The 21,956-nt window shown below is 74.8% G+C and carries 13 protein-coding genes, 1 tRNA gene and 1 pseudogene; 6 read left to right on the forward strand and 9 right to left on the reverse strand.

The window, feature by feature from the left end; all coding sequences use genetic code 11:
- Positions 1-648 precede the first annotated feature (648 nt).
- Positions 649-3,546 (forward strand): glycoside hydrolase family 48 protein, encoded by a 2,898-nt coding sequence (locus tag IF06_RS0119920; protein ID WP_030272767.1) that lies wholly within the window; start codon positions 649-651, stop codon positions 3,544-3,546.
- A 288-nt stretch (positions 3,547-3,834) separates the two neighbouring features.
- Here the strand turns inward: IF06_RS0119920 and IF06_RS0119930 are convergent, their stop codons facing one another.
- Positions 3,835-4,524 carry a DUF3159 domain-containing protein gene (locus IF06_RS0119930; RefSeq protein WP_013475988.1) on the reverse strand — a complete coding sequence of 230 codons (690 nt, stop codon included), beginning with the start codon at positions 4,522-4,524 and terminating at the stop codon, positions 3,835-3,837.
- 93 nt (positions 4,525-4,617) lie between these two features.
- Here IF06_RS0119930 and IF06_RS0119935 point away from each other — a divergent pair, with 93 nt between their 5' ends.
- The gene (locus tag IF06_RS0119935; protein ID WP_030272770.1) at positions 4,618-5,499 is read left to right on the forward strand and encodes a phosphatase PAP2 family protein; all 882 of its coding nucleotides are present in this window, start codon (positions 4,618-4,620) and stop codon (positions 5,497-5,499) included.
- A gap of 6 nt (positions 5,500-5,505) precedes the next feature.
- Positions 5,506-6,177: a maleylpyruvate isomerase N-terminal domain-containing protein gene (locus IF06_RS0119940; RefSeq protein ID WP_030272771.1), complete on the forward strand. Its 672-nt coding sequence runs from the start codon at positions 5,506-5,508 to the stop codon at positions 6,175-6,177.
- Between the two features lie 2 nt (positions 6,178-6,179).
- Here IF06_RS0119940 and IF06_RS0119945 read toward each other — a convergent pair whose 3' ends face one another.
- Together IF06_RS0119945 and IF06_RS0119950 are read right to left on the reverse strand one after the other, a co-directional pair.
- Positions 6,180-7,019, reverse strand: coding sequence for a DUF1028 domain-containing protein (locus IF06_RS0119945; protein ID WP_030272773.1), 840 nt, complete (start codon positions 7,017-7,019; stop codon positions 6,180-6,182).
- A 46-nt stretch (positions 7,020-7,065) separates the two neighbouring features.
- Positions 7,066-8,277, reverse strand: coding sequence for a low temperature requirement protein A (locus IF06_RS0119950; RefSeq protein ID WP_013287293.1), 1,212 nt, complete (start codon positions 8,275-8,277; stop codon positions 7,066-7,068).
- 144 nt (positions 8,278-8,421) lie between these two features.
- Between IF06_RS0119950 and IF06_RS0119955 the strand changes: the two genes are divergently transcribed.
- On the forward strand, positions 8,422-9,396 hold the full coding sequence (locus IF06_RS0119955; RefSeq protein WP_030272775.1) for an LLM class F420-dependent oxidoreductase: 975 nt from the start codon (positions 8,422-8,424) through the stop codon (positions 9,394-9,396).
- Position 9,397: 1 nt separating this feature from the next.
- A complete protein-coding gene (locus tag IF06_RS0119960; RefSeq protein ID WP_030272777.1) occupies positions 9,398-10,198 on the forward strand; it encodes an SDR family oxidoreductase in 801 nt (266 codons plus the stop codon).
- An 82-nt stretch (positions 10,199-10,280) separates the two neighbouring features.
- Here IF06_RS0119960 and IF06_RS0119965 read toward each other — a convergent pair whose 3' ends face one another.
- The 6 genes and pseudogenes from IF06_RS0119965 to IF06_RS34980 form a co-directional block, all read right to left on the reverse strand.
- Positions 10,281-12,665 (reverse strand): transglutaminase domain-containing protein, encoded by a 2,385-nt coding sequence (locus tag IF06_RS0119965; protein ID WP_030272779.1) that lies wholly within the window; start codon positions 12,663-12,665, stop codon positions 10,281-10,283.
- The gene (locus tag IF06_RS0119970) at positions 12,659-13,813 is read right to left on the reverse strand and encodes a DUF58 domain-containing protein (RefSeq protein ID WP_030272781.1); all 1,155 of its coding nucleotides are present in this window, start codon (positions 13,811-13,813) and stop codon (positions 12,659-12,661) included. Before IF06_RS0119970 ends, IF06_RS0119965 begins: the two co-directional genes overlap by 7 nt.
- Positions 13,814-13,815: 2 nt before the next feature.
- The gene (locus IF06_RS0119975; protein ID WP_013287288.1) at positions 13,816-14,811 is read right to left on the reverse strand and encodes an AAA family ATPase; all 996 of its coding nucleotides are present in this window, start codon (positions 14,809-14,811) and stop codon (positions 13,816-13,818) included.
- A 24-nt stretch (positions 14,812-14,835) separates the two neighbouring features.
- On the reverse strand, positions 14,836-17,400 hold the full coding sequence (locus IF06_RS0119980; RefSeq protein ID WP_198039672.1) for a fibronectin type III domain-containing protein: 2,565 nt from the start codon (positions 17,398-17,400) through the stop codon (positions 14,836-14,838).
- Between the two features lie 206 nt (positions 17,401-17,606).
- Positions 17,607-18,437 (reverse strand): fibronectin type III domain-containing protein, encoded by an 831-nt coding sequence (locus tag IF06_RS34975; RefSeq protein WP_232236727.1) that lies wholly within the window; start codon positions 18,435-18,437, stop codon positions 17,607-17,609.
- Positions 18,438-21,434: 2,997 nt separating this feature from the next.
- Positions 21,435-21,650: pseudogene (locus IF06_RS34980) on the reverse strand (hypothetical protein); the annotation flags it as partial.
- A 158-nt stretch (positions 21,651-21,808) separates the two neighbouring features.
- Between IF06_RS34980 and IF06_RS0119995 the strand changes: the two are divergent.
- Positions 21,809-21,892: transfer RNA gene (locus tag IF06_RS0119995), tRNA-Leu, on the forward strand.
- Positions 21,893-21,956 lie beyond the last annotated feature (64 nt).

A 21,956-nucleotide genomic window follows, 5' to 3' on the forward strand; every position in this document is an offset into this window, starting at 1 on the left:
CGTCCGGGTGGCGTGTCACGCCTGTCCCGTCGGCCTCTTTTGCCGTCGACAACGGGGGTTTAGTGTGGGGACGGGGGAGGGCAACCCCCGTCCCCAACGATGGTGCACACACGCACGAAGTGGAATTGGCGTCCGTCGTGCGCGTCGCGCGGGAGCCGGGCCACGCGAGTGGCTCTGGTTCCACCTCCCTCCGTCTGGCGGGTGACGGCCGGCGGCGGCGTCCGGGCTGGTCCGCCGTCGGCCTCTGGGCCGCGCCGGGCACGGGTGCACCCGGCGATCCAGTACTTGTATCACCGTCGATGGAAGCGCTCCCATCGGCGATGCTGCGACTGTAACGCCCGTCACGGGTTTGGAAAAGCCCCTAAACGAGATCGAAACATGGAAGCGCCTATCTGCGCTGGCCGTTGTGGTGGGAGCGCTTCCATGTCACACTCTCGTCACGCCACGCGGAGCCAGTGAACGCGAGCGCGGGCCGCCGAGGGCACCCGGTGACGAACCGGTGCGGCGCCCCGATCCCCGGCACGGCCGGGACGACCACCTTTCCGGACGCCTCCGTCCCCCCGCGTACGCCCCGTCGGCGCGTGGAGGCGCCCTGCCGGGGCCCACGGTCCCGGCCCGGTCCGAGGAGACACCGCCCACATGAGACTTCTGGCCAGACGTCGCCGTACGGCGATGGTCGCCGCCACCGCCCTCGTCATAGGCGGGGTGGCCCTGCCCGCGGGCGCCGCACAGGCCGCGCCCGCCTGCGACGTGACCTATGCGACGAGCGACTGGAACAACGGGTTCACCGCCAACGTCACCATCAAGAACCTGGGTGACGCGCTGAACAACTGGTCGCTGAAGTTCGCCTTCCCGAACAGCAGCCAGCGCGTGACCCAGGGCTGGTCGGCCCGGTGGAGCCAGTCCGGCAGCGAGGTCACCGCGACGAACGAGTCGTGGAACGGCAGCCTGCCCACCGGCGCGTCCACCAGCATCGGCTTCAACGGCAGCTACAGCGGCAGCAACCCGAAGCCCACCGCGTTCACCCTCAACGGGGTCGCCTGCAACGGCGCGCAGACCAACCAGCCGCCGACGGTCTCCCTGAGCGTGCCGTCCGGCCCGTTCGAGGCGCCGGCGGACGTGCCGCTGACCGCGACCGCGAGCGACGCCGACGGCACCATCAGCAAGGTCGAGTTCTACCGCAACGGCCTGCTGGTCAACACCGACACCACCGCGCCGTACGGCTACGACCTGCTCGACCTGCCGGCCGGCAGCTACACCGTGCAGGCCAAGGCGTACGACAACGCGGGCGGCACGGCCGTCTCGGAGAAGTCGTTCACGGTCACCGCGGCGAGCGGGCCGAAGCTGGTCGCCAGCCCGTCGGCGGTCACCGTCGCCGAGGGCGGCAGCGCCACGGTCCGGTACACGCTCAGCGCGGCGCCCACCGCCAGCGTGCCGGTGACCCTCGCCGTCACCGGTGACAGCGACATCACCGTCTCGCCGTCCACGCTGACGCTCACGTCGAGCAACTGGAGCACCGGCGTCACCGCCACGGTCTCGGCCGCGGAGGACTCCGACACGGTCGGCGGCACCGCCACCATCACCGCGTCGGCCACCGGCTACGCCCCGATCTCCGTCGTCGCCACCGAGGCGGACAACGACACCCCCGGCGGCGACAACGCCTACATCAAGAAGTTCCTCGACCAGTACGGCAAGATCAAGAACTCGGGCTACTTCAGCCCCGAGGGCGTGCCGTACCACTCGATCGAGACGCTGATCGTCGAGGCGCCCGACCACGGCCACGAGACCACCTCGGAGGCGTTCAGCTTCTGGCTCTGGCTGGAGGCGCAGTACGGCCGGGTCACCCAGAACTGGGCCCCGTTCAACAACGCCTGGACGGTGATGGAGAAGTACATCATCCCGTCGCACGCCGACCAGGCCACCGCCGGCTCGCCCGGCACCCCGCAGTACGCCGCCGAGCACAACCTGCCCAGCCAGTACCCGTCGGCGCTGGAGGCCAGCGTCCCGGTCGGCCAGGACCCGCTGCGCTCGGAGCTGCAGTCCACCTACGGCACCGGTGACATCTACGGCATGCACTGGCTGCTCGACGTGGACAACACCTACGGCTACGGCCGCTGCGGCGACGGCACCACCCGGCCCGCGTACATCAACACCTTCCAGCGGGGCACCCAGGAGTCGGTGTGGGAGACCGTGCCGCAGCCGTCCTGCGACACGTTCAAGCACGGCGGCCCGAACGGCTACCTGGACCTGTTCGTCAAGGAGTCCAGCGCCCCGGCCAAGCAGTGGAAGTACACCAACGCCCCGGACGCCGACGCGCGTGCCGTCCAGGCCGCCTACTGGGCGCTGACCTGGGCCAAGGCGCAGGGCAAGCAGGCCGACGTGGCGGCCACCGTGGCGAAGGCCGCCAAGATGGGCGACTACCTGCGCTACGCGCTGTTCGACAAGTACTTCAAGAAGATCGGCAACTGCGTCGGGGCGTCCACCTGCCCGGCCGGCAGCGGCCGTGACTCGGCGCACTACCTGCTCTCCTGGTACTACGCCTGGGGCGGCGCGTACGACGCCTCGCAGAACTGGTCGTGGCGGATCGGCTCCAGCCACAGCCACTTCGGCTACCAGAACCCGTTCGCGGCCTGGGCCATGACCAACGTCGCGGAGCTGAAGCCGAAGTCGCCGACCGCGGTCTCCGACTGGCAGAAGAGCCTCGACCGGCAGCTGGAGTTCTACACCTGGCTCCAGTCCGCCGAGGGCGGCATCGCCGGTGGCGCCACCAACAGCTGGGACGGCAGCTACGCCCAGCCGCCGGCCGGCACCGCCACCTTCTACGGCATGTACTACGACGTCGACCCGGTCTACAACGACCCGCCGTCGAACCAGTGGTTCGGCATGCAGGCCTGGTCGATGCAGCGCATCGCCGAGCTCTACCTGGAGACCGGCAACGCGAAGGCCAAGGCGCTGCTGGACAAGTGGGTGCCGTGGGCCATCGCCAACACCACGGTCGGCACCAACTGGTCGATCCCGTCGGACATGAAGTGGACCGGCCAGCCGGCGAACTGGAACCCGAGCAGCCCGCAGCCGAACACCAACCTGCACGTCGAGGTGACGGTCAAGGGTCAGGACGTCGGCGTCGCCGGCGCCTATGCCCGCACGCTCATCGCGTACGCGGCCAAGTCCGGCAACACCGCGGCGAAGAACACCGCCAAGGGCCTGCTGGACGCGCTCTCGGCGTCCGCCGACAGCAAGGGTGTCTCGACGCCGGAGAAGCGCGGCGACTACAAGCGCTTCGACGACGTCTACAACGCCGCCGACGGCCAGGGTCTCTACGTCCCCAACGGCTGGACCGGGAAGATGCCCAACGGCGACGCGATCGCCCCGGGCAAGAGCTTCCTGGACATCCGCTCGTTCTACAAGAACGACCCGGACTGGCCGAAGGTGCAGGCGTACCTGGACGGCGGTCCCGAGCCGGTCTTCAACTACCACCGGTTCTGGGCGCAGGCGGACATCGCCATGGCGTACGCCGACTACGGCACCTACTTCCCGCAGGGGTGAGGTGACCTCTCCTCCGCAGGCGGGTGAGAGCCCGCCTGCGGAGGAGGCCGACCCGGCCGATGGGGGAACGGAGCGGCCGGGTCGGCGAACGGCCTGACGCCCACGGTCAGGCCGGGTGGGCCGGCCGTCCGGCCGACGCAGCGGACCGGCCGGCCCACCACTCCGCCCGGTGACGACCCATGGCGCGAAAAGGCACGGAAAATTCAGCGGTCCACGGGATCACATCCGGGCCCTGGACGGAGTAACGTAATTGACGGAGAGGCCGCTCCCCCCGTGGCGGCCTCTCCATTATTCTGTGCGCGCCGCCACACCGTCAGTGCCCGCCGGGTCCATCGGGTGCCGCAGCCCCGGATGACCGGCCGGCAGCGAGCGCTGGATCACCACCCAGCTCCCCGCCAGCGCCGCCGCGATCAGCGGCCAGGTCAGCGCCGCCCGCGCCACGGTGAGCGCGACCACCTGCCCGTACAGCCACAGCGGGACGAACACCGCGACCCGCAGCACGTAGGTGGCCGCCCACACCCAACTGGCCCGGCCGTACGCCCGCAGCAGCGCCGGGTCACGCCGCCACCGGGTCCGCTGGCCCAGCGCCGTGCCGACCACCACACCCAGCAGCGGCCACCGCACCACGATGCTCACCGCCCAGGCCAGCGCGCTTGCCGTGTTGGCGGCGATCTGGAGCAGGAAGAAGTCGGCGGCCCTGCCGGTGCGCAACGCGATGAGCGCTGCCACGCAGACCGCGAGCAGCCCGACCAGCACCGAGCGGGGACGGTCGCCGCGCCGCCACCGCCAGCCGGCCACCGCCGTGCCGGTCAGCACTGCTGCGAGCACGCCGCCGCCCAGCCCGCCGAGCACCCAGCCGAGCCCGAACGCCAGTGGGGGAAGCGTCGCGTCCACCGCCCCGCGCCGGCCGCCGAGCAGGTCGGCCAGCGACTCCGGCCGCGGCCCGTCCTCCGGTTGCCGCTGTGGCGTGCCGGTCACGCGCCACCTCCTCGAAATCGCCCGCCTCACCGTACGCCGCCGCCGATGGCGCTCCGCCGCGCGCCGGAGCGGACCTACCGTTAAGTTGTCCGGGTGCGGGAGACGGCGAGGGGTTGGACGGCAGTCTGGTTGGTCGTACTGGCCCTGATCCAGACAGCCGCGTTCGGGTTGGTGTGGCGCTTCGCCGTACACACCGAACTGGGCCAGTGGCTGGACACGGTGGCGCTCACCGGCAACCGGATCGGCCAGGACCGCATCGACGGTCCGGTGGACACGATCCTCAACGCCATGTCGGTGGTGTCGCTGCTGGCCGCGACCGCCGTGATCGGCTTCATCGCGCTGATCCGGGGGCGCAAGGCGCTCGCCGTCACCGCGACGCTGCTCATCGCAGGCGCGAACGTGACCACGCAGCTGCTCAAGTACTACCTGGTCCGTCCCGACTTCGGCATCGACCCGGAACGGGCCGCCGCCGGCAACAGCCTGCCCAGCGGGCACACCGCCGTGGCCGCCTCGGTGGCGATCGCGCTGATCCTGGTGCTGCCGCGCAAGCTGCGGGTCGCCGGGGCGTTCCTCGGCGCCGGGTACGCCGCCGCCGCCGGCGTCGCCACGCTCTCCGCCGGCTGGCACCGGCCCAGCGACGCGGTCGCCGCGTATCTGGTGGTGGGCGCGTGGGCCGCCGTCGTCGGGCTGGTGCTGCTGTTCTTCCAGCGGGAGCAGGCGGTGGTGGAGCCGGGCGACGCGCACCGGGTGGCCGGCGCCGTGCTCGGCGGCATCGGCGTGGTGGCCCTGCTGGCCTCCGCGGTGGCGCTGTCCTGGCTGGTGGACCGTTCCACCATCCCCGTCGAGGCGCTCGGCCGCCGTCCGCTGTTCATCGGGTACGCGGGCAGCGCGGCCGGCATCGTCGGCACGATCGCTGTGGTGGCGGCGCTGGTGCTGGTCGTGGTGCACCGGCTGGTGCCCCGCTGGAAGGGCTGACCGCCGGTGCGGACCGTACGGGAGGCGTTCCGGGCCGAGTGCGAGCGCCTGGAACGGGCGCTGCGCGACCTGGACGACGCGGCGCTGGACCGGCCCACCCCCTGCCCGCCCTGGCGGGTACGTGACCTGGTCGCCCACGTGAGCACCGGAGCCGGTCGCCTGGCCCTGATGCTCGCCGAACCCGCGCCGCCCCGGCCCGAGGTCGACGCCGCCGCCTACTTCGGCGCGGCCAAGTTCAGCCCGCCGGTCGACCGGGACCGCATCGACTCGGCCCGCCGGGCCGCGCGGGAGCACCCGGGCGCGGCCGAGGTGGCCGACGAGTTCGCCCGAGCCTGGCGCGCCACCGGCGAGGCGGTCGCCGCCGCGCCGCCCGGCCGGGTGGTACGCACCCGCCACGGTGACGCGATGGCGCTGCCGGAGTTCCTCCGTACCCGCGTGGTGGAGGTCGCGGTGCACGGCCTGGACCTGGCCGACGCGCTGGACCGGCCGCCGTGGCTGACCCCGGCCGCGGCGGACGTGGTGGTGGGCGTGCTCACCGGCGGCGTGCCGGTGCCGCCGGGCCTGCGGTGGGACGCGCTCACCGTGCTGCGCAAGGCCACCGGGCGGCTGCCGCTGACCGGCGACGAGCGCGCCGAGCTGACCCGCGCCGGCATCGGCCGGCTGGCCTTCGGCGGCTGACCTCAGCGCCCGGCGCACCGCCGCAGGTGCTCCAGCACGATCGGGTCGATCCGGCCGGGCACGAAGCGTTCCTCCAGGTTCTCCAGGCCGGTCCAGGCCGCCAGCGCGTCGTCCAGGCCGGCCGGGCCGACCGGGTGACCGGTGGCGGCGAGCAGCTCGGTCACCTCGGCCGCGAGCGGGCCGGTGAGGTCACGCAGCGTGGCCGGGTCGGGGCGGCCGAACAGCATGTGGTGGATGCCGAGCAGGCGGCGCAGCTCGGCGACCGGGTCGACGTGGTCGTCCACGCGCAGGTCCACCAGCTCGTCGCCGGTGCCGGCGTAGCCGCCGTGGCGCTGCACCACGAGCATCGCGGCGCTCTGCCGGCCGCGCCGGTCGCCGCCGGCCGCGTCACCGGCGGTGAGCGCGGCCAGCAGGCGCTGCGGGAACGGCAGGTCGTCGCGGGCCAGCCAGGCGTCGCGCAGCGCGTCGATCACCTGCGGGCCGGTCAGGATGTTGCCCTGCGCGGCCCAGCCGTCGCCGGCCTGCCCGCCGGCCCACGGATGGCAGCGCGGCCCGGTCCAGGTCGCCCCGTCACCGGTCGCCCCCACCACGGCGAGCTGCCTGTCGTCGCGGCCGGGATCGGCGGCGACCAGCCCGGCCACCGCGTCGGTGGCGGTGACGCCGGTACGCAGCAGCGCGAGCGCCTGCGCCCGGTAGGCGAGGTTGGCGTGCGCCTGGGTGGCGACCGCGCCCACCAGTGCCTCGGCCGCAGGCACCAGCGCCCCGGCGGCGAGGAACCGGCTGGCCACCGCCACCCCGTACAGGTGCCCGTCGGCGGAGCGGGCGACGAGCGAGAAGGTCACGCGCGGATCGTAGCCCGGTCGCGGTGTGCCGCACCGGCGTCGCCGCTCAGAACGGCGTCGCCGCCTCCTCCGGCGGGCGGCCCCAGGCGCGGCGCGCGTCGGCCACCGCCACCGCCGTCAGGACCACCGCGGCGAGGATCGCCGCGACCAGCGGCGCGAGGCGCACCAGCAGCGGTACGGGCAGCAGCAGCGCGGCGATCCCCACCAGCCGGGACGGGGAGACGCGGCCGAACACCTCGTACTCGAAGCGGGCCCGGCCAGCCAGGAACACGGCCGGCCCGCCGAGGACCACGGCCATCCAGGGCAGCTCGTTGTGCCCGGCCGGGTGCTCGATGACCAGTTCGTAGCCGATCGCGGTGGCGACCACCCCGATCACCATGACCAGGTGGGTGTCGGCGGCGGACCGCCCGATGGTGGCCGGGTGCGCGGCCCGGGTCACCGCCTCGCCGAGGATCTGCCCGGCCCGCTGCACGTAGATCCGCCACAGCAGCACCGAGGTCGCCAGCGCGACGGCGAACGCGACGACCATGCCCGGGCTGGTGGAGGAGCGGGTGAACGACAGGCCGGCGAGCAGGATCGTCTCGCCGAGCGCGACCAGGAAGATCTGCTGGTAGCGCTCGGCCAGGTGCTCGCCGTGGATGTCCCACCGGGACACCGTCGAGCGGCCCAGGCCCGGCAGCGGCCAGCCGAACCGGGCGGCGAGGTACTCCAGCAGCAGCGCCGTGGTCCACAGCACCACCCGGGCGCTGCCCGGCAGCAGCGCGCCGGCCAGCCAGAGCACACCCGTGGCGCAGAACGTGATCAGCATGCGCAGCTTGAGCCGCCGGTACTGCTGCTTGTGCAGCACCAGCACGAGGATCGCCGGCCGGCTCACCTGGGCCACCACGTACGCGGTGGCGAAGATCAGGCCGCTGTGGCTGAACGCGCGCGGGATCGCCACCCCCATCACCATCGCCGAGATCAGCGCGGTGATCACGATGACCTGCAACCACAGGTGGTGCGGGTCGTAGCGGCTGGTCGTCCACGCCGTGCCCTGCCACACGGCCCAGAGCGCGAGCAGCAACAGCAGCGTCTTGCCGCCGCCGGTCACCGCCGACCAGCCGGTCTGCCCGCCCTCCAGCACCAGGTCCTCGAAAGCGCGCGCCGAGATCCGGGTCAGCGCGAACACGTACACCAGGTCGAAGAACAGCTCCAGGAACGTGGCCCGGTCGGGCCCGCCGCCGGACGAGCGCAGCGCGGCTGGCTCGGCGGTCCTCACCGCCGAGCCCCGTCCCCGGTCCGACTCATGCGGCAGTCGTAACACTCTTACCCGGCGCTCCGGTGCGGATCACCCATATCCGCCTGGATCTTGCTCCCGGCGGTGCCGGACGGGCACCATCGACGGGTGACGAACCGATGGGGCATGACCGTGCCGCTGGGCGGTATCCCGCTCGCCGACCACGCCGCCGTCTACGCGGCTCTGGACGACGCCGGGTTCACCGACGTCTGGTCGTCGGAGGTGGCCGGCGCGGACGCGTTCACCCCGCTGGCCCTCGCCGCCGCGTGGTCGCCGCGGCTGCGCCTCGGCACCGCGATCACGCCGGTGTTCACCCGAGGACCGGGACTGCTCGCGATGAGCGCCGCCGCACTGGCCGAGGCCGCGCCGGGCCGCTTCGCGCTCGGCGTCGGCGCCTCGTCGCCGGTGCTGGTGCGGGACTGGAACGCGATCGGATTCGACGAGCCGTTCAAGCGGACCCGGGACGTGCTGCGCTTCCTGCGGGCCGCGTTGCGCGGCGAGACAGTCGACGGCGCGTTCGACACGTTCGCGGTCCGGCGGTTCACGCTGGAGCGGCCGCCCAGCGTGCCGCCACCGGTCCTGCTGGCCGCGCTGCGCCCCGGCATGCTGCGCCTGGCCGCCGCCGAGGCCGACGGGGTGATCCTCAACTGGCTGGCCGCCGACGACGTGCCGACCGCGCTCGCCGAGGTGGGCGAGCGGCGGCCCGGCTTCGACGTGGCCGCCCGCATCTTCGTCTGCCCCACCGAGGACACCGCGTACGCCCGCGCGCTGGGCCGCCGCATGATCACCGGCTACCTCACGGTGCCCGCGTACGCCGCTTTCCACAGGTGGCTGGGCCGCCAGGACTCGCTCGGCCCGATGTGGGAGGCGTGGGCCGCGGGGGACCGGCGGGGCGCCTCCGCCGCCGTACCGGACGAGGTGGTCGACGCGCTGGTGCTGCACGGCTCGCCCGAGCAGTGCGTGGCGGCCGTCCGCCGCTACGCCGACAACGGCGTCGACGTGCCGGTCATCGCGGTGCTGCCCACGCCGGAGATCACCGAGGGCGGCGCGGCGGCCTGGATGGACCTGCTGCCCCGGCTCGCCCCCGGAAAGGCGGTCTGAGATGAACCTGACCGACCGGGTGGTGGTGATCACCGGCGGGGCCGGTGGGATCGGGGCGGCGCTGGGCCGCCGGTTCGCCGCCGAGGGCGCCGCCGCGATCGTCCTGGCCGACCTGGCCGCCGACGCGGCCCGCGCCGCAGCCGACGCGATCGGCCCGGTGGCCAGTGGTGTCGGGCTCGACGTCACCGACGAGGCGGCGGTACGCGCGCTCGTCGAGGAGACCGAGCGCCGCCACGGCCGGATCGACCTGTTCTGCGCCAACGCGGGCGTCGCCACCGGCGGCGGCATCGACGCGCCCGACGCGGACTGGGACCGGGCGTGGCGGGTGAACGTGCTCGGGCACCTGCACAGCGCCCGCGCGGTGCTGCCGGGGATGCTCAGCCGGGGTCAGGGGCACCTGCTGCTCACCTGCTCGGCGGCGGGTGTGCTCACGGCGGTCGGGGACGCCCCGTACACCGCCACCAAGCACGCCGCCGTGGGTCTCGCCGAGTGGCTGGCGATCACCTACCGGGACGCCGGCATCCGGGTCAGCGCGCTGTGCCCGCAGGGCGTGGACACCCCGATGCTCGCCGACGGCCTCGCCGAGGGGCACCTGGGTGCCCGGGTGATCGCCGCGTCCGGGTCGATCCTCACGCCGGACCAGGTCGCCGACGTGGTCGTGGCCGGGTTGGCCGAGGAGCGGTTCCTGATTCTGCCGCACCCGGAGGTGGCCGACTACGCGCGGCGCCGCGCCGAGGACCCGGACGGCTGGCAGGCCGGGCTGCGCAAGCTCGTCCGGAAGTTGCGCGCCGCCGACCGCTGAGCCCGGCCGTCGCGGCGGTTCCCTCGGGCGTGGCGGGCAGCACCGCGGCAGCGGGCCGCGCGCCGAGGCCCGGCCGGTCCGGTCAGCGGCGCCACCGCAGCGGCCCCGGGTGGACCGTCCACAACAGTCGCCCCCACCGGGAGCGGGCCGAGCGCAGCGCGTCGGCGAAGCCCTGGCTCAGCCGTGCGGCCCGCTCCGCCTGTTCCGGCGTGACATTGCCCGGGGCGAAGCCCGCCTGGTTGAGCAGGGCGGCCAGCTCGTCGACCGCCGCCTTGTCCGGGCCGCCGGCCGCCGCGCTGTCCCCGGCTCGGTCCGTGGGTCCGGCCGCGCCGTCCCCGGGCCGGTCCGTGGGTCCGGCCGCGCCGTCCCCGGGCCGGTGCGTGGGTGCGGCCGCGCCGTCTCCGGACCGCGCCGCGCGGGCCTCGGCGAGCGTCCGGCGGGCCCGCTCGGCCACCTCCGCCGCTGCCAGGTCCGGCCCGGCCGGGTGCCCGGCCAGCCGCAGTGCGTCGGTCAGCTCCCGCCACGCGCCCGCGACCCGCTCGCCCGGGTCGGCGGCGTCCAGACGGGAGCGGGTCAACCGGCGACGCGCCGCGTACAGGGCGGCCAGCACCGCGCCGACCAGCAACGCCAGCCCGCCGACGCCGCCACCGACCAGCACCGGCGTACCGAGCCCGCCGTCGGCCCGGCCGGGTGCGGGCGCGGCGGCCGGGGGCGTGACGCTCGGCTCCTCGGTGGGCGCGGGCACCTCCGACGGCGGCGGGTCCTCCGGCTGCGGCCGGAAGTCCTCCTCCACCGGGCGGGGCTCCTCATCCGGACGGGGCATCGGGTCGAACGGCACCCAGCCGACACCGTCGAACAGCACCTCCGGCCAGGCGTACGCATCTGCGGCCCGTACCGGACCGTTGCCCTTGGGCTCGAACCCGACCACCACCCGGGTGGGCAGGCCGGCGAGGCGGCCGAGCACGGCGAACGCGGCGGCGAACTGTTCCGAGGTGCCCCGCTGCCCGCCGCCGTTACGCGGTCCGAACAGGAAGAACGCCAGGTTCGGGTACGCGTGCCCGCTGGGCGCGTCGGCTGTCACCCGGTAGTGCTCGGCCAGGAACGTGGCGATCGCGTCGGCCCGCGCGTACGGGGCGCCGTTCGACTCGGCGAGCTGGGTGGCGAGCCGGCGCACCGGCTCCGGCGCCCCGTCGGCCACCCGCAGCACCCGGGCCACCTCGTCCCCGGCGGGCACGTTCGCCGTGGGCAGCAGGTTCGCGTCCGGGCGCTCCCGCACCGACGACACCTCGTACCGCAGCCCCGGCGCGAGCCCTTCCGGGCGGATCAGCGTCCCGGTCGCCGGGTCGTACGCCACCCGCGCGCCCGTCACCTCGCGCGGCGTGGGCACCGCCGGCAGCAGCCGCCCGGTCAGGTCGCCGACGGTGATCTCCTGGCGCACCTCGTCGGTGGCCGCGTCCGGGGCGGGCTCGGCGGCGGGCAGGATCCGCCCCGCGTTGCGGTACGTGGCGCCGACCCGCCAGGTCACCCCGTCGTAGTCGCTGAGCACCGCCAGCCGGATCCGCGGCGACCCGCCGTCACCCGCGCCCGCGACCGTGCGCACGTCGAGCAGCCGCTGGTCCGGGTTCAGCGCCCACCCGGAGATCCGGATCAGCGGGTTCTCGTCCAGCGACTCCACCCGGGGCGGCTCCACGTAGCGGCGCGGGTCGACCGGCCGCTCGTCGACCTGGGCGGCCACCACCGGGGCGAGCAGCGCCGCCAGCGCCACCACCACTGCCAGCCCGGCCGCGCTCGCCGCCACCAGCCGCAGCCGCACCGCCGCGCGTACCGCAGGAGTGAGACCGGCGACCGGATCGGGCGCCGGGCCGTCGCGGCGCGCGGGCGTCGCCAGGCCGGCCGCCGCGACTGCCGCGAACAGCACCGTCGGGCCGATCGCCGGATCCGCGTTCGGCCCGACCACGTAGAGCGCGCCGGCGTACAGCAGCGCCGGCGGCAGGTAGCCCAGCAGCACCCGCCCGGCCCGCAGCGCCACCTCGGCGGCGGTCAGCCCGGCCAGCCACGCCGCGACCACGGGCACCAGCACCGTGTCCGGCGCCGGCTCGACCGGGATCATCGCGGTGAGCAGCCGCGGGATCGCATTGCGGGCGGCGTCGGCGGCCACCTCGCCGAGCCCGCCCGGCAGCGCCGCGTGCGCGGCGGCCAGCCGCAGCGACAGCAGCGTCCACCCGGTCAGCGCGGCCACCGACAGCGGCGCCACCAGCCAGGACGGCAGCCGCCGCGCGGCCACGCTGACCAGCACCGACCCGACGGCCGCACCGGCCATGAGCCGGGTCGGCAGCGGGTCCGCGTACACCCGGCCCAGCACCACGCCGGAGAGCGCGACCAGCACGATCAGCGCGGCCGGGACCGGCGCGGCCCGCAACGCCCGGACCGCCCGCTCCGCCGCCTGCGTCCGCGGCGGCGTCACCACCGGCGGACCCCGTCCCACTCGGCGGCGAACGCCGCGCCGTCCGCGGCGTCCAGGACCGTGAGGCCCGCCGCGCCGGCCGCCGTCGGCCCGTCCGCGCCGAACATCCCGACCACCACCGACGGGTACGCGCCGCGCAGCGCGCCGACGTGCCCCAGCTCGTCGCGGCCACCCGGCCCGGTCAGGAAGACGAGCGTGTCGCCGAGCCGGTCCCGGCGCAGCCGCCCGGTCGCGGCGGGCAGCACGTCCGGCCCGGCGTCCGCCAGCTCCACCGCGGCGAGCCGGTCCAGCGGCCCGGCCGCCCCGGCGGGCTCCACCTCGGCCGGTACGACGAGCAGCATCTGCACCGGCAGGTCCTCCCGCACCGCGGCGGCCACCACCGACGCCGCCGCCTCGCACGCCGCCTCGAACGACTCCGCGACACCGCCCGCGCGGTCCGGGTGCGCGGACGCGCGGTTGTCCAGCACCACCACCAGGCGCGGCAGGCTGGTGTCCATGTTCTCCCGCACCATCAGCTCACCCACCCGGGCGCTGGTGCGCCAGTGCACGCGGCGCAACTCGTCGCCCACCACGTACTCCCGCAGCGAGTCGAACGTGATCGACCCGTGCGGCACGCTGTCGGTGCGCCCGTCCAGGCTGCGCCCGGCACCGGTGGGCACCGCGGAGAGCGGGTGGATGCGTGGGTGCACCCACACCGGCACGGTGCCGCCGTAGCCGCGGGCCAGCGCCACCAGGCCCAGCGGATCCCGGCGCACCACCCGCAGCGGCCCCACCGGTACCACCCCACGGCGATGCGTCGGCACGTCGTACCGCACCACAGTGTCCCGGCCCGGACGCAACCGCAGCAGCGGCACCGGCACCAGCGCCCCGGCGCAGCGGTCCTCGGCCACCAGGTTCGCGGCCCGCAGCCGGCCGGTGTTGCGCACCGTCAGCTCCATCGCCGCCGGCTCACCCCGGGCCACCCGGTCCGGGTCGGCCCGCCGCTGAACGCTCAGCCGGGGCCGCCAGGCCGCGTTCACCACGGCGTAGCCGACCGCCACCGCGGCCGCCGCGCCGAGCACCGTCAGCTCCGGGTACGCGTAGCGGAACCCCACGCCGAGCAGCACCAGGGCGGCGACGAGCAGCCCGATGCCACGGGCGGTGATCCCCACGCTCAGCCGTGCACCGCTGTGGCCTGGCCCGACGGCAGCGGCACCGGCACCGACGCGACCGCCTGCCGCAGCACCTCGGCGGGTGTGACACCCCGCACCTGCGCGTCCGGGGTGAGCAGCAGCCGGTGCGCGAACACCGGCTCGACGAGCGCCTTCAGGTCCTCCGGCATGATCCAGCCCCGGCCGTCGATGAGCGCGTACGCGCACGCCGCCCGGGTCAGCGCGATCACCCCGCGCGGGCTCACCCCGACCCGCACCTGCGGATGGGTACGCGTCGCCGCGGCCAGCCGCACCGCGTACGCGTAGAGCGGCTCGGCGATGTGCACCCGCCGGGCCATCTTCACCATCTCTCCCACGGTGGCGGTGTCGGTGACGGCGGTCAGCGAGTCGGGGGAGCGGACCGTGGCGCCGCGCAGCACCTCCACCTCGACCGCCTCGTCCGGGTAGCCGACCGACAGCTTCACCAGGAACCGGTCGAGCTGGGCCTCGGGCAGCCGGTACGTGCCGTCCATCTCCACCGGGTTCTGCGTGGCCACCACCAGGAACGGCTGCGGCACCGGATGCCGTACGCCGTCCACCGTGACGGTCCGCTCCTCCATGACCTCCAGCAGCGCCGACTGCGTCTTCGGCGACGCCCGGTTGATCTCGTCGGCGATCACGATGTTGGCGAACACCGGCCCCGGGTGGAACTCGAAGCCCCGGCTGGCCTGGTTGAAGATGGTCACCCCCGACACGTCGGAGGGGAGCAGGTCCGGCGTGAACTGGATGCGCCGCCACTGCCCCTTCACCGTCGCCGCGACGGCACGGGCCAACGTGGTCTTGCCCACGCCCGGCACGTCCTCCAGCAGCACGTGCCCCTGCGCGAACAGCGCGGTCAGCGCCAGCCGCACCACCTGCGGCTTACCCAGCACGACCGCGTTGACGTTGTCGGCCAGCCGGGCGGCCAGGGCGGCGAAGCCCTGCACCTCCGGCTGGCTCAGCGGTTCGTGCGTGTTCACGGATGCGCCTCTCGGACGGTGCGGTCAGCAGGCGGGCAGCACGTTGAGGTCGTCGCCGCCCTCCAGGTTGAGCCAGGCCCACGGGATGTACGTCTTGCCCTTGTACTCCACCTGGACCCACCAGGTGCTCTGCTTGTTGTTGTTGTAGATCCAGGCGTCCACGTCCTCGCCCTTCACCTTGCAGTACGTGCGCAGCCGCCGGCCGTCCGGCACCCAGCCGGCCTGCCGGTCGTTGTCCTGCCGCGGGACCTCGAAGATCTCGTTGCCGTTGCGGCCCGGCACGTCCTTGTCGCAGTACGTCCGCTGGTCGCCGTCCGGACCGTTCTTGCAGGTGGCGACGCCGTACACCGGGTCGGTGGTCTGGGCGCGGGAAGCGGTGCCCTTGCCGGCGGCGTTTGATGCGGTCAGCGTCACCGTGTACGCGGTCCCCGGCGTCAGCCCGGTCACCCGCAGGCTGGAACAGCTTCCGCTCGCCGACTTCCCGCCGGTCGCCGCCGTGCAGGAGGCGCGCCCACCGCCCGCGTCCACAGTGAACGTCACAGTCACCGACGTGGCGTCCGCCGACGAGCCGGTCACCGTGATCCGGGGCTCGGCCACCGTCCGCGCGGTGGTGCTCGCCTCCGGTCCCGGCCCGGCCTCGTTCACGGCCTTGACCTTCACCGTCACGTTCTGCCCGTTGCCCAGCCCACCCACGGTGGCCCGCACGTCGGTCACCTCGACGGACTTCCCGGCCGCCTCCACCACGTACTTCGTCACCGGCCGGCCGTTGTCCACCGCCGGGGACCACTGCACCGCGATCGTGCCCGGCTGGTCGGCGACAGTCGACGCGCGCAGCTCGGCCGGTGCCTTCGGCGTGGTGAACGGCACCACAGTGTTGCTCACCGGCGACGCCTTCGACCCGGCGCCCTTGTCGCTCACCGCGGTCACCGTGAACGCGTACTGGGTGCCGTACTCCAGTTGCCCGGCCGGCACCACCAGCTCCGTCTTCGCCGACTCACCGGCCGGGGCGCTCGCACCCGCCGAGGTCGCCGTCACCGCGTACTTCGCGATCGTGTTGCCCTGGCCGTCGGCCTCGGGCCAGCTCACCCGCACCGTGCCGTCCGGCCGCGCCTCGGCGGTCACCGACGCCGGCGGGTCCGGCACCTCGGCGGTCGGCACCACCGGGTTGCTGCGCCGCGGCGGCCCCTCACCCTTGGCGTTCACCGCGTGCACCGAGAACGTGTACGTCTCACCGTTGGTCAGACCGGTGACCTCCAGCGCGCGCTGGTTCGCGCCGACCTGGTGGGTCTGACCGGCGCCCTCCACCACGTACCGGATGATCTCGGCACCGTTCGACGCGGCGGCCTGCCAGCTCACCCGCGCCGACGCGTCACCCGCGGCGGCGGTGACCGACTTCGGCGCACCCGGCTTGGACACCTTCGGCTTCTTCGGCGGGGGCGGCGGCGGAGCCACCGGCGGCGGGTCGCCGCCCAGCACGTCGTTGGCGTACTTGTCGACCTCACGCACCTGGTTGCGGTCGTCGACCACCTGCGCGGTGGACGAGTCCGGCGGGTTGATGAACAGGTGGTTCTCGCGCACCTCCAGCTCGACCGGGCCCGGTCGGCCGGAACCCTTGACGGTCTGCACGAGCTGACCCTCGGCGTCGAAGGCGTACACCGTGCCGGTGGTCTCGTCGGCGCAGTAGAACCGGCCCGCCCACGCCACCGCCGGGCTCAGCCGCGCGCCGGTGCCGGGCACCGTGAACCTCTTCACCTCGCGGCTGTCCCGCACCACGTGCACCGACCGGTCACCGGGGACCGTGACCGGCACCTGCGGCCCGCTGGTACGCGTCGGCAGGTTCCCCGGCGCGCTCATGCTCAGCTCCGCCCGCTGGGTCTGACCGCCGACCACAGTGACCAGCGACGCCGAGGTCCGGTCCAGCACCGCCACACCCTCGTCCAGCGTGGACACCACCAGCTCGTGCGCCGGCTCGGCCACGTCGTACGTCTCGACCAGCTTCGGGCTGATCCCGGCCGGCGGCGCGTCACCCGGCGTCTCCGGCAGCTCGGCGGCGGTCACAGCCGAGACGGTGCCCTCACTCGGCACCGCGACCCACAGCTTGCCTGCGCCGTCGAACGTGCCGCCGGTGATGCCCGGCGGGTAGCGGACCGGCTCGCCCACCGGCGTCAGCGCCCGCGGGTCGAGCTGCCGGACGATGCCCTGCACCGCGTCCACCACGAACGCGGAATCCTCGTGCAGCGCCACGCTCACCCCGAACCCCGGCGCGGTCGGCGTCGTGGCGGTGATCTGCAACGTCGCCAGGTCCAGCGAGCTGACCCGGCCGGTGTTGAGGTCGCGCAGGATCAGCAGCCGGTCGGTCTGCGCCACCTGCATCTGGTGCCGCCGCCCACCCGGCACCTCCATCCGGGTGTCCACCCGCGCGGTGACGCCGTTGACCCGGGCCAGCTCGCTGCGGGTGGTGCTCCACAACCAGGACGACGCGTCGAAGCTCGCCACCGCGTTGTCGGCCGCGCCCAGCCCGAGCACCGTCAAGCCCATCGCAGCCAGCAGCGCGGCCACCGTGCCGATGGTGACCAGCCCGCCCCGCATCCGCGACCGTGGACGAGCCTGCTCCGGCCCGGTGCCCGTGACGTCCTCGATGGTGGTCACTGCCGGCTGCCTCCCCGTGTCGGTGGGGGAGAGAAGCCGAGCACGGCCGACCCTCCCCAGAGCCGGGAGCCATCATAGGTGCCGCCCGGAGCCGGTGAAACCCGCACCGTCCTCCTGTGGACACCGAGCGTGTCGTCCGTGGACGCTCAGTTCGGCGTGCCGCCGCCCTCCCGGTCCGTGCAGACCTGACCCGAGGTGGCATACGAATCGGTCGAGTAGACAGCCAGCACCGTGAAGCAGTAGTCCAGCTTCGCGCTCAGCCCGTTCACCGTGTACCGGGTCTGCCCGGCGTCCACAGTCGCCATCACCCCGAGCTTCTGCCCGGCCCGGCCACCCGCCACCACGAACGGCACCCCGCCGTTCGTCGGATCGGTCCAGGTCACCGTCACTGTGGTGGTGTCGTCGCGCAGCTTCAGGTCCCCCGGCGGCGGCCCGGCCACCTTCGGCGACGCCGCGCCGGACGCGGGCACCGGGGCAGGCGGCGGCGCCGCCTCCCGGTTCAGCCACACCGCGCCGACACCGACCGCCGCGACCACCGCGAGCACCGCACCCCCGACCACAAGGGCCAGCACCGTCCGGTTGCGGCCGTGCTCCGGTTCCTCCGTCTCGGGGTACGCAGCCGGCGGCTGGTGGAACATCGGCGGGGCCGCCGGCCACGCGCCCTGATCCGGCTGGGCCGGCGGCTCCGGTCGGGTGGACTCGGGGAAGTCCAGCAGGTCCTCGTAGATCGTCATCTGCCGGTTCGGCTCCGGCGCGTCCTGCTCCGGTTCGCCTGCCGCGTCGGCGGGCGCCGGCTCGTCCTCTTCCGGCTCGGGTCGGGTGGGCCGGTCGACCGGCTGGGACGGGGCGGCGCTGCTCCACGGCGGCGCGACCATGCCCCACGGCGGTACGGAGGAACCGCTGACGGGTGCCGCGCTGACCGGTGCCGCGGGTGGTCCGCTGACCGGCGGTGGATAGGTGCCGGGGGGAGCGCTCACCGGTGGGTGTCCGGCGGGCGGCGCGCTGACCGGCGGTGGGTAGCCGGGTCCGGGTGGTCCGCTGATCGGCGGGCCCGGAGGGTCGCTGACGGGTGGTGCGGGTGGTCCGCCTGCCGGCGTCGGGTAGCCGGGTGCGGGTGGTGCGCTGATCGGCGGCGGATAGGCCGGTGCGGGTCCGCCGGCCGGTGGCGGGTAACCCACTGCCGGTGCGGCGCTGACCGGCGCGGCGGGCGGGCCGCTTACCGGTGGGGGGTAGCCGCTTACCGGAACCCCGCTGACCGGGTAGCCGGCCGGTCCGCTGACCGGCTGTCCGAGAGGGCCACTGACCGGGTGCGTGGGCGGCGCGCTGACCGGCGACGTCGGGGGTGATCCGACGGGCGGTGCGCTGACCGGCGGTGCGCTGACGGGTGCTGGGTTGACGGGTGCGGCACTGACGGGCACGGCGCTGGTGGGCGGTGGGCTGATGTGGGGTGCGGCGGGCAGCGGTGCTCGACCTGCCGGAGGCGCACCGGCGTCGGGCGTGCCGAGGGTGCCCGACGCACCTACGGAGGGGGTGCCCGGCTGCTTCACGCTCGCGGCGGCGTCGGTGACCGGTACACCACCCGAGTCGCCTTCACTCGTATCCGACGGGCTCACCGGCGGTCCGCTGACCGGGGACGTGCTCAGCGGTGGCGCGCTCGCTGCGAGCGGCGCGATCATCCCGGATGAGCCGGCCGAGGGCGTGTTAGCAAGGGATTCGCTGGCCGGTGGTGCACTGACCGAGGGCTCGCCGGTGGAGGTGGTCGTTGCGGCCTTTGCCGATGCGTCGCGCGCTGCCTTTGCGGCGTTGCGTTCCGCCTCCTCTTCCAGCAGCGGGCCGATCTGCTGCACCTGGATCGTCGGCTTGTCCCAGCCCGGTCCACCGGGGACGGGCGGCACAGTAGTGGCGCTGGCTCTGCTCGTTTCGGTATCGGCCGAGTCCGTATCGGCAGTCCGATCCATATCGGCGGCTCGGCTCGTATCGGCGCGTGGGGGAGCGGGGACGGCCTCGGTCGTCGGTGTCGCCCGTTGGGCCGGTGCCGGTCGGGGCGTCACGGGGGCCACGGGGGCCACGGGGGGTGCCGCTGGGGTGGCAGTGGCCTCCGCGGATTCCGCCACCGGCCGGGAAGCCGGCGCCGGAGGCGCCGTCGAGCCCGCAGTGGTGCCCGGTGGCGGGGCGGACGGGGTCGACCCCGGCGCGGTGACCGGCGGGGCGACCGGAACTGCCGGCGACGGTGGCAGGACACCGCTCTCCATCGGCGGAACGCGCGGTGCCGGCGGGAGGACGGTCGGAGGTGGCGGTGGTGGCAGGACTCCCGCCGATGGCGTCCGTGACGCAGGCGGAGTGCCTCCGGTGGAGGGTGGCGTCTCGACGACCGGCGTTGCGGGCGGGGGCGGGATGACCGGCGGGGGCGGTAGCGGAGACGCGCCGACTGTCCCGGGCATCTGTGAGGGCGGCGTAACCGCCTTACCCGGCGTCTGCGGCGAGACGCCGACAGTGCCGGACGTCTGCGGCAGGGCGCCAGCAGTGCCGGGTGTCTGTGGCGGGGCGCCAGCAGTGCCGGGTGTCCGCGGGGACGGTAGTGGTCTCCCGGCGGCGCCCGGTACCGGCGGAGGCGGGACCGGAGGCGTGCCGGCCACGCTCGGCGCCGGTGGTGGCGGCACTGGAGGCGCGCCGGCCGCGCTGGGTGGTGGCGGGACCGGACGTGCGGGGGCGGACGGCACTGAGACGGGCGCGACATGCGCTGCGGCGGCCGAGGACGCCGGGCCCGGCCCCGGAGGCACCGCCGGCCTCGCGGGCACCGGCGCACCGGCCGTGGGTGCCGTTCCCGGCATTCCCGGCGTTCGCGGTGCTCCCGGCGTTGCCGCCGGGGCTCCGGAGGGCGGCGGGGGCACGGACGTGCCGGAGGTCGCCGGGTCCAGGCGTGCGGCAACGGGGACACGGGGCGGTACCGGCGTCACGCCGGGAGCGACGGCCGGTCGACCGTAGGTTCCCGGCGGAAGCGGGGTCGCACCTTGGGCCGGTGGAACCGCGGTCACGCCCTGAGCCGGCGGAACCGGGATGACGCCTTGAGCCGGGGGCACCGGGCGGATGCCGGGAGTCTGCGGGGCGGCCCCGGCAGACGGCGGTGTCGCTGGTGCGGTGGGTTCGACGGGCACTACCGGGAACCGGGAGGTGGGCTCCTCCGTGATGGGCGCGAACCGGGTCGTCGCCTCCGAGGCAGCCGGCGAGGGCGGCGCCCACGGACTCGCGGGTCCGCTCGGCCCGGCGGCGGGAGGGTGGTGCGGCGGGGCAGGCGCCACCGGGGGCGGAGGAATGATCGGCGCGGACTGAGGTGGCTGCCCGGCGTGGGGCGCATGCGGTGCCGGGCCCGGGCGGGGAGCCCACTGTGAGCCGGGTACCGGCGGATTCGCTGCGGGCGCACCCGGGGCGACGGGCCGGGGCGGTGCCGGAGCGTGTGGGTGCGGCGGTGGGACAGGTCGCAACGAGACGGTGGGCTCGGACACTCCGTGCCCGGGGTGCCCGGCGGAGGCGGGACCGGGTTGGCCGGGCCGGACCGGGCCGGGGCTCCCGGGCAACGCCGGATCGGCATGTCCGGGCACTGACGGATGGGGGTGCCCGGGTCGGCCCGCAGTCGGGTATCCGGGCGGGGGCGGAGCGGGGTGCGGTGCGGCAGCGGCGGCGGAGCCGCCGGGGGAGGGGCCATAGCTTGCGGGAGCGGCGGCGGAGCCGCCGAGGTACTGGCGGGCTGCGCGTACCGCGGGGTGGTCCGGACCGAGCACGGCGGACCCGGCGGTCGCCACGCGGCTGTAGTTGCGGCGGGCCTCGTGCCGGTTGCCCAGCTCCTCGGACACCCCGGCGAGGTCGAAACTGAGCGCGAGCATCAGCGGGTCGGCCTCGCCGCGGCGGCGCTCGCCGGCCGCGTAGGCCTCCTCGAGTACGCGCCGGGCGGCGGCCGGGTCGTCGGCCTCGCGGTGCAGCCGGGCCAGCAGGTGACCGGTGGCCAGGACGTCCTGGTGGTCCTCGCCGTACGCCGGGCGGGCCGCGATGATCGCGTCGGCGAGCAGGCGGCGGGCGCTTGTCAGGTCACCCGCGGCGCGTAGCGCGAGGGCCTGGTGTTGAGTGGCGATCAACGGGGAGGGGTGGGACACGTGAGCAATGCTGCCCGGAATCGCCTGTTGCGCGCTACCCACCCGATCGTTGTGGCCGCTGACCTGCGCAAACGTGCCGCGCTGGAGCTGATGTGCATGATCGTTCCGGGCCGTGTACAGTAATGCCCCGTGCGGCCCGCCGGGCCGACCGATGCGGTGAGTAGCTCACATTGGTCGACCGGGTAGGCTGGTACGTGCAGGTCCGGGTGGCGGAATGGCAGACGCGCTAGCTTGAGGTGCTAGTGCCCGTATAGGGCGTGGGGGTTCAAGTCCCCCCTCGGACACTCCCGCGTAGCAACCGTGCGACGTTGGACGTACAGGTGGTCAAGCATGCTTGACCACCTGATT

Source organism: Micromonospora globosa (genome assembly GCF_000717585.1).
In the GTDB taxonomy this organism is placed as follows: domain Bacteria; phylum Actinomycetota; class Actinomycetes; order Mycobacteriales; family Micromonosporaceae; genus Micromonospora; species Micromonospora aurantiaca.